Annotated in this window: 12 protein-coding genes and 1 pseudogene; 10 read left to right on the forward strand and 3 right to left on the reverse strand. The window is 71.7% G+C overall.

Going from position 1 to position 12,141, the window contains the following annotated elements; all coding sequences use genetic code 11:
- Positions 1 to 24 precede the first annotated feature (24 nt).
- Positions 25 to 1,488, reverse strand: coding sequence for a SulP family inorganic anion transporter (locus OO54_RS36200; protein ID WP_033211194.1), 1,464 nt, complete (start codon positions 1,486 to 1,488; stop codon positions 25 to 27).
- 252 nt (positions 1,489 to 1,740) lie between these two features.
- Entirely contained in the window at positions 1,741 to 2,295 is a 555-nt protein-coding gene (locus OO54_RS36205; RefSeq protein ID WP_033211196.1) for an HPP family protein, read from the reverse strand.
- Positions 2,296 to 2,514: 219 nt separating this feature from the next.
- On the opposite strand from OO54_RS36205, the gene OO54_RS36210 reads away from it, so the two are divergent.
- From OO54_RS36210 to OO54_RS36225, 5 genes and pseudogenes are all read left to right on the forward strand, one after another.
- Entirely contained in the window at positions 2,515 to 3,345 is an 831-nt protein-coding gene (locus OO54_RS36210; protein WP_051787638.1) for an N-formylglutamate amidohydrolase, read from the forward strand.
- A gap of 92 nt (positions 3,346 to 3,437) precedes the next feature.
- Complete coding sequence (locus OO54_RS47885; protein WP_234439295.1) at positions 3,438 to 4,829, forward strand: eCIS core domain-containing protein; 1,392 nt, start codon at positions 3,438 to 3,440, stop codon at positions 4,827 to 4,829.
- Between the two features lie 36 nt (positions 4,830 to 4,865).
- Positions 4,866 to 5,129 carry a DUF6296 family protein gene (locus OO54_RS36220; protein WP_033211197.1) on the forward strand — a complete coding sequence of 88 codons (264 nt, stop codon included), beginning with the start codon at positions 4,866 to 4,868 and terminating at the stop codon, positions 5,127 to 5,129.
- Between the two features lie 70 nt (positions 5,130 to 5,199).
- A pseudogene (locus tag OO54_RS47890) lies at positions 5,200 to 5,318 on the forward strand (flavodoxin family protein); the annotation flags it as partial.
- A 210-nt stretch (positions 5,319 to 5,528) separates the two neighbouring features.
- The gene (locus OO54_RS36225; protein WP_033211198.1) at positions 5,529 to 6,245 is read left to right on the forward strand and encodes a flavodoxin family protein; all 717 of its coding nucleotides are present in this window, start codon (positions 5,529 to 5,531) and stop codon (positions 6,243 to 6,245) included.
- A 277-nt stretch (positions 6,246 to 6,522) separates the two neighbouring features.
- Here OO54_RS36225 and OO54_RS36230 read toward each other — a convergent pair whose 3' ends face one another.
- Positions 6,523 to 7,779, reverse strand: a complete 1,257-nt coding sequence (locus OO54_RS36230) for an MFS transporter (protein WP_033211200.1) — start codon at positions 7,777 to 7,779, stop codon at positions 6,523 to 6,525.
- A gap of 139 nt (positions 7,780 to 7,918) precedes the next feature.
- Here OO54_RS36230 and OO54_RS36235 point away from each other — a divergent pair, with 139 nt between their 5' ends.
- From OO54_RS36235 to OO54_RS36255, 5 genes are all read left to right on the forward strand, one after another.
- Positions 7,919 to 8,800 carry a winged helix-turn-helix transcriptional regulator gene (locus tag OO54_RS36235; RefSeq protein ID WP_033211201.1) on the forward strand — a complete coding sequence of 294 codons (882 nt, stop codon included), beginning with the start codon at positions 7,919 to 7,921 and terminating at the stop codon, positions 8,798 to 8,800.
- Positions 8,801 to 8,996: 196 nt separating this feature from the next.
- The gene (locus tag OO54_RS36240) at positions 8,997 to 10,046 is read left to right on the forward strand and encodes an AraC-like ligand-binding domain-containing protein (protein ID WP_078905537.1); all 1,050 of its coding nucleotides are present in this window, start codon (positions 8,997 to 8,999) and stop codon (positions 10,044 to 10,046) included.
- Positions 10,047 to 10,484: 438 nt separating this feature from the next.
- Positions 10,485 to 11,000 (forward strand): RICIN domain-containing protein, encoded by a 516-nt coding sequence (locus OO54_RS36245; RefSeq protein ID WP_051787640.1) that lies wholly within the window; start codon positions 10,485 to 10,487, stop codon positions 10,998 to 11,000.
- 48 nt (positions 11,001 to 11,048) lie between these two features.
- A complete protein-coding gene (locus tag OO54_RS36250; protein WP_051787642.1) occupies positions 11,049 to 11,558 on the forward strand; it encodes an RICIN domain-containing protein in 510 nt (169 codons plus the stop codon).
- 30 nt (positions 11,559 to 11,588) lie between these two features.
- On the forward strand, positions 11,589 to 12,107 hold the full coding sequence (locus tag OO54_RS36255) for an RICIN domain-containing protein (protein WP_051787644.1): 519 nt from the start codon (positions 11,589 to 11,591) through the stop codon (positions 12,105 to 12,107).
- Positions 12,108 to 12,141: the final 34 nt, after the last annotated feature.

The raw sequence follows: 12,141 nt of genomic DNA on the forward strand, positions 1-12,141 counted from the left end.
ACGGACGCCCGTGCGCGGGTGCCGTCACGGGTGCCCGTGCAGGAGTACGGAGGCGGTGCCGGCCGTGCGGTGGCGTTCGGCCCACGCCTCGAGGGCCGCTCGGCAGGCGTGGTCGAGGTGCTGGATCCCGGCGAGGTCCAGTTCGACGGGGCGGTCGCCCGGCAGGGAGTCGAGCGTGTCGAGGATCGTCGGCAGGCGCAGGAAGTTGGCGTTGCCGGACAGTCGCACGCGCACCGGGCCGTGGCCGTCGTCGGTGTGCTCGACCCGGAGGTGGGAGACGTCCCAGGCCGCCTTGGCGACGGAGAGGGCCAGGCCGATCAGGACCCCTTCGAGCATGCTGACGGTGACGATGGCGACGGCCGTCACGACGAGGACGAACGCCTCGCCCCGGTGACCCCGCCACAGCGCGACCAGTCCCCGGAAGGGGATCAGCTTCCAGCCGGCGTGCACGAGGATGCCGGCGAGCGCCGCGAGCGGCACGTGGGTGAGGGTGGCGGGCAGCAGGGCGGCGAAGAGCAGCAGCCACACGCCGTGGAGGACGCGGGACGCCTTGGTCCTGGCCCCGGCCCGGACGTTGGCGGAGCTGCGTACGATCACGGCGGTCATCGGCAGCGCGCCGAGCAGGCCGCAGACGGTGTTGCCGAAGCCCTGGGCGAGCAGCTCCTTGTCGTAGTCGGTGCGCGGTCCGTCGTGCAGCCGGTCCACGGCGGCCGCCCCGAAGAGCGACTCGGCGGAGGCGATCAGCGCGAAGGCGAGGACCGTTCCGAGCAGGGCGACGTCGGTCAGCGCGGCGAACACATCCGCTCCGGGCGGCCGTACGGAGTCCAGCACCCCGCTGATCCGCACGGTGGCCACCGGCAGGTCGAACAGGGCCGTCGCGAGGGCGGTGAGCAGGACCGCGACGAGCGCGCCGGGGACGGCCCGCAGCCGCTTCGGGAGGTGCTGCCATCCCACGATCACGAGGACGGTGGCGGCCGCGACGGCGAGCGGAGCCGGGCCTGCGGCGGCACCGGTCAGGGCGCTCCAGAGCGCGGCGGGCAGTCCGGCGAGCCGGGCCGGGCCCGAGGCCGGGGCGTCGATGCCGGCCGCCGCGTAGAGCTGGCCGGCCACGATGACCAGGCCGATGCCGGCGAGCATGCCCTCGACGACCGAGACGGAGATGGCGCGGAACCAGCGGCCCCACCTCAGCAGACCCATCGCGATCTGGAGCAGTCCCGCGAGGAGCACGGCGACGCCGAGTGCGGGCAGTCCGAAGGTCCGGACGGCCTCGAAGACGAGGACGGTGAGTCCCGCGGCCGGCCCGGAGACCTGGAGGCTGCTGCCCCGCATCAGGCCGGTGACGACGCCGCCGACGATGCCGGTGACCAGGCCGAGTTCGGCGGGGACGCCCGAGGCGACGGCCACCCCGATGCAGAGCGGGAGCGCCACGAGGAAGACGACGAGGGACGCGGCGAGGTCCTGCCGGAGATGGGGCAAGGAGGACGGCATGCGGTTCTCTCCCCTTCAGTGCGCCGATGCACGTTCGGGCATCGCAAGGAAGGGAATACGCCCCCGGGGGCGGTGGCAGGGGACGATCCGGGGCCCCACCGGGGTTTCCGACCGGAACGGGCCGCAACGTGACCCGATCGCCCACGGGAACGGCGCCCGGGCGCGCGCGGCTCCGGGGCGCACCGGCCGCAGGCGCCCGCTCACCCGCGTCGTGGAGGGCGTACGGCGCTCACGTGGGGCGCAGGGCCCGGGTCACCACCAGTAGGCGGGGTACCTGGGTGCCCGGCGGCGGATGCGGGACGCGCAGTACGCGGTCAGGACGAGGAGGACCGTGGCTCCGAAGAGGAGCGGGACGAAGCGTGCCGGGGCGGGTGCCTGGAGGACGATGACGACGGAGGTCGCGCAGGCCGGTGAGTGCGGGGTCCTGGCGAGCGTGGTGAGCGCGAGGGTCACTCCCGCTGCGACGGCCGCGGCCCACGCGCTGCCGCCCGCGGCCGCCGCCACCGCGTATCCGGCGGCGGTGCCGAGGAGGTGGCCGACGATCACGCTGCGGGGCTGGGCGAGGGGCAGCGCGGGGGCGCAGTGCACCAGGGCCGCGCTGGCGGCCAGGGGCGGTATCAGGACCGGCTCGTGGATCAGGGCGCCGATCGCGACCAGCCCCAGCAGGGCCGCGGTCGCCGCGCTGACGCTGTGGAAGGCCGCGGCGGGCGCCGGGCGGGCCGGGGCCCGGCCGCTCATCCTCGGTCGGCGGGGGCTCCCGGGTGCGGTGGCGTCGGTGTCGGGGCGCGGGGCGGTGTCGGTGCTCATGTGATGCGGTGGTGTTTCCGGGGCGGGCGGCCGTGGGCCGGGACGAGACGGGGTCGGGTGTTCGTGCGGGACCCTGTGGTCGACAGTCGGCCCGGTCTCGCGCCCGAGCCTGGTGCGGCGGCGCGACCTCGCACCACTCTAACCAGCGGCTTTGCGCCGGGATGGGCCGGGGGACCCAGACCGGCCCCGCCGTCGGCCCGCCTGTGGAAGGGTGAGGCGATGACCTCGGACTCGTTCGCGCTCCTCGCCGGCGCCCCGGACTCCCCCGTCCTCCTCCACGTGCCGCACTCCTCGCACCTGGTGCCCCCGGAGGTGCGGGACGGCATCCTGCTCGACGACGGGGAACTGGCCGTCGAGCTGGCCCACATCACCGACTCCCACACGGAGGAGATCGCCGCCGTCGCGGCGGGGGCGGCCGGGACGGCGCCCTGGCGGTTCGTGAACCGGCTGTCGCGGCTGGTCGTGGACCCGGAGCGGTTCCCCGACGAGCGCGAGGAGATGCTCGCCGTGGGGATGGGCGCGGTGTACACGCGCACCACGCACCGCGCCGAGCTGCGGACCGCCGGGTTCGACCCGGAGCCACTGCTCGACCGGTACTTCACGCCGTACGCCGAGGGCATGACCGAGGCCGTCGCCGGGCGGCTGGCGGCGACGGGCCGGGCGGTGATCGTGGACGTCCACTCGTACCCGACGAGGCCGCTGCCGTACGAGCTCCACGGCGACGGGCCCCGGCCGCCGGTCTGCCTCGGCACGGACGCGTTCCACACGCCGCCCGCACTGCTCGACGCGGCGCGGGAGGCCTTCGGCGGGTTCGGGGGCGTGGCGACGGACACCCCGTTCGCCGGGACGTACGTGCCTCTGCGGTACTACGGCCGTGACCCGCGGGTCTCGGCGCTGATGGTGGAGATCCGCCGCGATCTCTACATGGACGAGCCGGGCGGTCCCGCGAACCGGGGGGCCGAGGCCCTCGGCGTGGCCCTGGCCGCGCTGGTCGACGCGGTGGGCCGGCCGGAGGGCGCGCCGGGCACCGTACGCCCCTTCGGGCAGTGATGCCTGCCCACGGAGCTGCACCCCGGGTCCTTCCGCCGCCGCCCGCGCTCGGGTGGAGTCGATGCCGTCCGGCACCCGACGAAAGGCACTCCATGCGTCACGACCACGCGCCCGACCCGGCGTCCTCCGGCAGGAGGCCGGAACGGCCGAGGCCTCCGGGCCGGGCCCCGAGCCCGGCGGAGCGGCCCGACCTCGCCGAGATCCAGCGGCTCGCGGGGAACGCCGCCGTGGTGCAGCTGCTCAAGGAGAGCGGGCACGCCTGGGCCCAGGAAGAACACCGCCACGGCGCCGGCTGCGGACACGGGATCGCCGAGCAGCCGGCCGTGCAGCGCTCCGCCGTCCACGACGTCCTGCGCTCCGGCGGCCGCGCCCTGGACGAGGCGACCCGCACCGACATGGAGGCCCGGCTCGGCGCGGACTTCTCGGACGTCCGCATCCACGACGACTCCGCCGCCCGGGCCTCCGCCGCCGAGGTCGGGGCCCGCGCCTACACCTCCGGCAGCCATGTCGTCATCGGTGACGGCGGCGCCGACAAGCACACCCTGGCCCACGAACTCACCCACGTCGTCCAACAGCGCCAGGGCCCCGTCGCCGGCACCGACAACGGCGCCGGCCTCAAGGTCTCCGACCCCTCCGACCGGTTCGAGCGCGAGGCCGAGGCCAACGCCCGCCGCGTCATGAGCTCGCCTCCCGCCGAGGCACCCCTCCAGCGGGCCGCGGCCGGGAAGCCCGGGGGCGGGGTGTCGGTGCAGCGGGCGGGGGGCGGCAGGAAGAACAACGGGGAGGGGTCCTCGAAGGGGGGCTCGTCGAAGGGAGGAAAAGTCCAGGGAGACCACGTCTTCAACTCTCTCGACGACGCCGCGAACGGCATCGCCACGGAGCTGGCGAACGCGCTGACCACGTATTCCCAGACCCTCGACACCGCCACCACCACCGCCATCGGCGCTTCCGAGCAGCTGAGGAGTCAGTGGATGACCCTCAGAACCGCGCAACGAGACGCCATGACGGCCCTGGCCGCCGCGGCGGCGGCCGCCCATGAGTACGGACACCCTGCGAAGGGATCCCCGTACAGCTCCTTCATCGCCACCCTGCCCGAGCATTCGACCGTCGGATCCGACGCGAACTCCGACATCTACGGCCAGTTCAGCAGGGACCTCAACGGCCTGGCCGGCTCCTGTGCCGCGCAGGCCTGGGCGATCCCCCAGGAGATGACGACCGCGGCGGCGGCGACCGAGTGGCCGCCCTACCTGGCCGCAAGGATCTACGACCCGGACGCGGCGCACAAGGTGCGCGAAAGGCGGCTGACCACGGCCGGCGACAAGAGGAACTTCGACGCTTGGCGCACCGAGGCCCAACGGCGCTACCTCACGCTCTTCAGGGCCATCGTCACGGCCCTGAACGCGACGCGCGCGGCGATCGAGTTCCTACGCGCGCAGAACAACGCGCAGCAGCCTCAGGACCCCGCCCAGGAAGACGGCTCATGACAGGTCACCTCGACCGAACGGCGTAAAATCGGACAGATGAGCCCCCTCAGATACGAGCTGGTGTTCTCCGACGCCACGGGTGCCGCCCGTGACGTCGTGGTCGTGGAGCGCACGCAGTCCACGGGGTCCGGAGGCCATCCCGTCTACGCCGACGTGACCGGCATCATCCGCGCGGAGATCAGCGACCGGGACGAGGTCCGTATCCTCGCCTCCGGCGGCCATCAGGAGCCCGCCCACAGCGTGGCGGCCCGCCCGCTCCCCGACGGCGATCCGGGGGAGCCCGCCGGCTCCGCCGCCTGACTCCGTCCGCCGCGGCCCCCTCATGCGTTCGGGTGCTCCGAGTGCCCCGGGGGCCGCGGAGGCGCACCTGGACATCGCGACGGGCGTGTGGCCCGACATGACCGAGCACGGGTGGGAGTCGGACGCCTCTGGCCCGACCTGTACGAGCGGGTGACGGCGGCGGACGTCCTGGTGCTGTGCGGGCCGATCTGATTCGGGGACACATGTCATCGGGACGGGGCCGCCCGGGTGATCGGGTGGCCGACTTCGCCGTGTCGGGTGCGGCGCTCGGCCTTTTCGCCCCACGAGGCGAAACAGTGGACGGGATCTTCGGCCGGACCGATCCGGAGCTTTCCTGACATCGGCAGCCGGGCGTATTCCGCCGCCTGACCACGCACTCGTCCGCAAGGGGACACATCGATGACCGACGCCGCCACGTCCTACGGTGATCTCCACGCGCTGGTGATCAATTGCACGCTCAAGCGGTCGCCGGAGCGCAGCCACACTCAGGGGCTGATCGACATCAGCACCGGCATCATGGAGCGCCAGGGCGTGCAGGTCGAGGTGCTCAGGGCAGTGGACATCGACATCGCGACCGGCGTGTGGCCCGACATGACCGAGCACGGCTGGGAGACCGACGAGTGGCCCGTCGTCTACTCGAAGGTGATGGCCGCGGACATCCTTACCCTGGCTGGACCTGTATGGCTGGGAGACAACTCCTCAGTCATGAAGAAGGTGATCGAGCGTCTGTACGCCTGCTCGTCGATCCTCAACGAGCAGGGCCAGTACGCCTACTACGGTCGTGTGGGCGGCTGCCTGATCACCGGCAACGAGGACGGCGCCAAGCACTGCGCGATGAACGTCCTCTACAGCCTCCAGCACCTCGGATACGTCCTTCCGCCGCAGGCGGACGCGGGCTGGGTCGGCCCGGCCGGCCCGGGACCGTCCTACCTCGACCCCGGCTCGGGCGGTCCGGAGAACGACTTCACGAACCGCAACACGACCTTCATGACCTGGAACCAGCTCCACCTGGCGAGGATGCTCAAGGACACGGGTGGCATCCCCGCCCACGGAAACCAGCGCTCCGAGTGGGACGCCGGCTGCCGGTTCGACTTCGAGAACCCCGAGCACCGTTGAGGGCCGGACGGAACGGTCGGAGGTCCGATGGAGGTCAGCTCCGGATCAAGCAGGTCCCCCGCGCGGCCTGGCGTTCGTCGCCGCCTCCGTCCCACTCCTCTGCTCGACAAGACCCGCGCCACGGAGCACTGCTGCGACGAGATCCGCCGCGTCAAGACGACCACCGTCACCCGCGGACCCGGTTTCCCACACGCGATCGAGGCTCTGCAGATCGTGAGCCGTCGCCGGAACGCGTCTACGTGTTCAGCCGACCCGACGGTGTCGTGGCGCCAGGGCGTCAGATGAGGTCTCGGTGGCGGCCCACCTTGGTGGAGAAGAGGTAGAGCGGGGGCAGGAGGGCGGTGGCGCAGACGGTCCAGAGCGCGGTGTGGGCACCGAAGCGGGTGGCGAGGAGGCCGGCGGTGAGCGCGCCGAGCGGCATCGCGCCCCAGGAGACGAAGCGGACCGTGGCCATCACGCGGGACAGCAGCTCCGGGGGCGACTGGGTCTGCCGGTAGGTGCGGGTGGTGATCGAGCCGATGACGGTGCCGAAGGCGAAGCCGGCGTTGCCCAGGGCGAACCAGTACGCGTCCCCCGCCGACGTGGTCAGCGGGGCGAGCAGGAGCAGCGCGCCGCCGACCAGATCGGCCACGATGACGCCCCGCGCGGTGCCGAGGCGCGTGGTCACGCGGACCGCGACGGCGGCGCCGGCGAGCGCGCCGACCCCGTCCATGGCGAGGACGAGACCGAGCCGTACGGAGTCGAGGCCGGCCTCGCGGACCAGGTAGAGGGGGGTGAGGGCGACGAGGGCCGCGTTGAGGAAGTTGGCGGCGGTCGCCCAGATCATGCAGGGGCGCATGACCGGGTGCTTGGTGACGTACCGCCATCCCTCGCGCATCAGCCGCAGCGCGCTCTCGCCGGTGCGGGGCGCGGGGCGGCTCTCGGGGAGGGTGCGCAGGAGCACGGCGGAGGCCAGGTAGCTGGCGGCGTCCACGACGAGCGCGCCCACCGGGCCGGTCACCCCGATCAGGACGCCGCCGAGGGAGGGGCCGCCGGTGTCGGTGACGGCGTGCGTGCCCGACATGACGCTGTTGCGGGCGGCCAGCTGCCGGGCCGGGACGACGGCGGGCAGGAAGGTCGAGTTGCCGATGTCGAACAGCACGGTCGCCGCGCCGGTGGCGAGCGCCGCGAACAGCAGGTGCGGATACGTGAGCGTGCCGAGCCACCAGGCGAGCGGCAGCGATCCGAGCGCCGCGAACCGCACGAGGTCGAGCGTGACCTGGAGCCGGCGCAACGGCACGCGCTGCGCGAGGACGCCCGCCGGGAGGCTGAGCAGCAGCCACGAGACCTGCCCGGCGGCGGCGAGCAGGGCGACCTGGAAGGCGGTGGCGTCGAGGACGGTGAGGGCGACGAGCGGCAGGGCGAGGGCGGTGACGGCGGTGCCCGCGCCGCTGACGGTGGCGGCGGCCCAGAAGCGCCAGAAGACGCCCGGCGATGAGGGCTCCCGTTCGTCGTCGCGTCGGTCGTGCTCCTGGATCGCTTGTGTTCCGCTCATACGGCGCCCATCCCCCGGGTCTTGCTAGTCTCTTTTGGGAACTCACTTGTTCCAGGTGAGTTTCTATCCGGAACTGACCTCATGGCGCAAGATGGTCCCGACGAGCGGCCGCCGTGCGCGCAGAAGTGGAGACGCAGTGATGAGGTCGGTTCCCGAGCGGGACGCCGCCTGCGCGATCGCGCAGGCCGCGGCGGTGGTCGGCGACTGGTGGAGCCTGCTCCTGATCCGGGAGACCGCCCGAGGACACCACAGGTTCGACGCGCTCCAGGAGGAGCTGGGCATCTCCCGGAAGGTGCTCACCGAGCGCCTGGCGCACCTGGTGGAGACGGGGGTGCTGGAGAAGGTCCCGTACCAGGAGCGGCCGACGCGACACGAGTACCGGCTGACCGAGAGCGGCCGGGGGCTGCTGCCGGTCCTGCTGTCGATGCAGGACTGGGCCGACCGCTGGCTCCTCGGCGACGGCTCGCTCAGCGGCACCGCCGACGAGACGAGCACGGAGGCACGGCGCGTCGCGGACCTGACGGGCCGGCGACTACCGCGCCTGCGGCTGCCCGGTCACCGGGACGGCGCGCCGGTCGACCCGGTGGCCGACGGCGTGGCCACCGTCCTGTTCTGCTATCCGGCGACCGGGAGCCCCAGCCCCCTGCCGGAGGGCTGGTCACACATCCCCGGCACCGTCGGCTGCACGCTGGAGAACCGGCTCTTCCGGGACGCCTACGAGGACTTCCGCGCCGCGGGCGCGGAGGTGCACGGCGTCAGCACCCAACGCCCCGACGAACAGCGCGTGTTCGCGAGCCAGGAGGACATCCCCTTCACCCTCCTCTCCGACGTCGACCTCCGCCTCGCCGCCGCCCTGCGCCTGCCCACCTTCCGCGCCGGACAACTGCTGCGGCTGAAACGGACCGTGCTGGTCATCGACCGTGACGGCACGGTGCGGCACGCGCGCTTCCCGGTGACGGACATCCCGGCAGCGGTGAGCGAGGCGCTGGCCGAGGTACGGCGCCTGGCCGCGGAGGACTGACACGTACGGGACAACCGCGCTCTGGCCACGGCACGGCTTGCCCTGGCCCAGCCGCACCAGTCAGTCGGCCGGGCTCCGCCGAGCCCCGTCAGCAGCAGGTGTCTCATAATGATCAAGGCGCGGTGGGGGTGAAGCATGGCGGTGCGGCAGCCGGTGAAGGGCTGGAGCTCCGCCACGTCGAAGTGTGGGGGATCGCATGGAATTTCCAGTGGCGTCGGATCCTGTCGGGGCGCGTGAGAACAGGTTCGATTGGTTTTGCGAGACGGTGTCGACCGATGTGATGCCCATCGCGCTCAGCACCCGCCACGCGGCCGACTTCCGGGCGAGCATCACAGACCTGGATCTCGACGCCGTGCGGCTGTCTGTGGTGGCATGCTCACCGGTACTTTCGCGCCGCACCTCGGCTCATGTCCGGCGCGGCGATCCCGAGCACTTGCAGCTGGCGCTCGTCACTCAAGGGTCTTTGAGGATCTCCCAGCGGCGCAACGAATCGGTGGTCGCGGGGGGACTCGTACTCACGGACACCTCGCGACCGAGTGAGGGGGCATGCATAGGCGGGCAGATCGAGTCGGTGGTCCTGCAGATTCCCCGTCAGGCCGTGGCGTTGCGCCCAGACCATGTGGACCGCCTCCTCGCGCAGAACTTGGCCGCGGACACTGGGTCAGGGAGAATCCTCGCCGACTTCCTGAGGACGCTGCTCTCGCACGGCCCGGCCTGTCGCTCGGAGGAGTTGCGCGGGATGGGGTCCGTCGCCCTCGACCTGGCCACCGCGTTCCTCGCCCGGCAGCTCGGTGACGCCGGCCAGGCGCCCGGCGAGGCGCGTGCGCGGGAGACACTGCAGCGGATTCACCGCTTCATCGAGAACAATCTCGGCGACCCGGGCCTGACTCCCCGAATGATCGCCGATCGGCACAACATGTCCCTGCGGCGTCTCTACACCCTCTTCGGCGACCAGCCCCTGACCGTCGCGGCACACATCCGTCAAAGCCGGCTGGAGCGCGCCCACACCGACCTCGCATGCGGAGAACTGAGCGGTCAGCCCGTTCAAGCGATCGCGGCCCGCTGGGGCTTCTCGAGCGCCACAGGTTTCAGCCGGGGATTCCGCGAGGCCTACGGGATCACCCCTACCGAACATCGTGCGCTCTCCCTGAGCGCCCTCCGGCCCGCCAAGGGGACTGCCCCTACGGGGGAAACCAGCTGTTCTTCGCTGCCGACGCGTCGTGACGCCGGGGCAGGACGGCAGTAGCGGCAGTAGCGGCAGTTCCTCTTCTTTCCCCTCGTCGCGGTCCGGAGCGCCACTGACGACCTTCCACAGCCGGAGGTCGGCGCTCTCGGCTCGTCGGCCCCGCGTGAGGGCATGCCGGAGAGAGGAGGCGTTGCGCGAGGCCCTTCGAGGCACCCCGAGCGCTGACGGGAGTGCCCAGGGACCAGTTGGACCCTGCACGGAATATCGAATAACCGTGCATGGATCGCACAGTCGCGGCCACCGCCGGAAGGGTTTAATCGGGTGTCGGCCAGCCGGCAGCTGTACGCCGAGCGCCACGACCCGGGAAGCCTCTGCCGCAACCGGGTCTGGTTCTGGCCCGCGCCATCGACGCCTTACCGACAGGCATAAGAGATCGCGCCACATTTGCCGGGTTTGACCACAAGCCGACCTTGATTGTTTGTACGAGGGGATACTTCCGTGCGCCTGAACATCGTCAAGTCCGTCCGCCGCGTCCTGAGTGCCGCAGGCGGCGCGCTGCTCATCTCGCTGGCGCTGCCCGCCGCGCCCGCCACCGCCGCCGACCTGAACGAGTGGTACTGGCTCGCCAACTGGAACAGCGCCAAGTGCCTGGAGGTGGGCGGCTGGTCCACCGCCAACGGCGCCGGCGTCAACCAGTGGGCCTGCCACGACGGCAACAACCAGAAGTGGAAGGGGGTCCCCTACGGCGAGGGTCGGCTCATCTACAACCTGAACAGCGGCAAGTGCCTGGAGGTCAAGGGCTGGTCCACCGCCAACGGTGCCCAGATCGGCCAGTGGGACTGCCACGGCGGCGCCAACCAGCAGTGGAAGTCGGAGGTCCTGGGCGAAGGCATCCTGCTCCTGATCAACGTGAACAGCGGCAAGTGCCTGGAGATAGGCGGCTGGCGCACCGACAACGGCGCCCCGGCCACCCAGTGGGACTGCCACCGGGGCGACAACCAGGTCTGGGCCTGACCTTCACCCCCACTCTCCCCCCTCACCCTCACCCTCCAGGAGAACACCGTGCGATTCAAAACCGTCAAGAACCTCCACCGCACCCTGGGCGCGGCCGGCGGCGCCCTGCTCATCTCCCTCGCCCTCCCCGCCTCTCCCGCGACCGCTCTGGACATGTCCTGGGGCACGGTGGTCAACCTCAACAGCAACAAGTGCCTGGAGGTGGGCGGCTGGTCCACCGCCGACGGCGCCGGCGTCAACCAGTGGGACTGTCACGAGGGCAACAACCAGAAGTGGCTCGCGGTCCCCTACGGCGGGGGGAACCTCATCTACAACGCGAACAGCAACAAGTGCCTTGAGGTCAGGGGCTGGTCCACCGCCAACGGTGCCCAGATCGTCCAGTGGGAATGCCACGGCGGTGCCAACCAGCAGTGGCGTATTCACAACGGCAACTACCACTTCGCCCTGATCAACGTGAACAGCGGCAAGTGCCTGGAGATCGGCGGCTGGCGCGACGACAACGGCGCCCCGGCCACCCAGTGGGACTGCCACTGGGGCGAGAACCAGTTCTGGTCCTAGACGACACCGCCGTCCTCCAAGGAGAACACGATGCGATCCAAGGCAGCCAGGAACCTCCGCCGCACCCTGGGTGCGGCCGGCGGCGCCCTGCTCGTCTCCCTCGCCCTGCCCACCTCTCCCGCGGCAGCCGTCGACCTGTCCCAGTGGCGCTGGCTGTCCAACCTCAACAGCAGCAAGTGCCTGGAGGTGGGCGGCTGGTCCACCGCCAACGGAGCCGGTGTCAACCAGTGGGACTGCCACGCCGGTGCCAACCAGTACTGGGCGGGGACCCCCTACGGGAGCGGCTACCTCATATACAACAAGAACAGCGGCAAGTGCCTGGAGGTCAAGGACTGGTCCAAAGCCAACGGGGCCGCCATCGGCCAGTGGGACTGCCACGGCGGCGTCAACCAGCAGTGGATGGTGCGCTTCGAAGGCGCCAGCAACACGGCAACCCTGGTCAACGTGAACAGCGGCAAGTGCCTGGAGATCGGCGGCTGGCGCACCGACAACGGCGCCCCGGCCACCCAGTGGGACTGCCACGGAGGCCTGAACCAGGACTGGTACTAGTCCACACCGCCCCCGCCCCCCCGCCCCCCCCACC

Origin of the sequence: Streptomyces wedmorensis (assembly GCF_000716445.1) — a bacterium.
Taxonomy (GTDB): domain Bacteria; phylum Actinomycetota; class Actinomycetes; order Streptomycetales; family Streptomycetaceae; genus Streptomyces; species Streptomyces wedmorensis.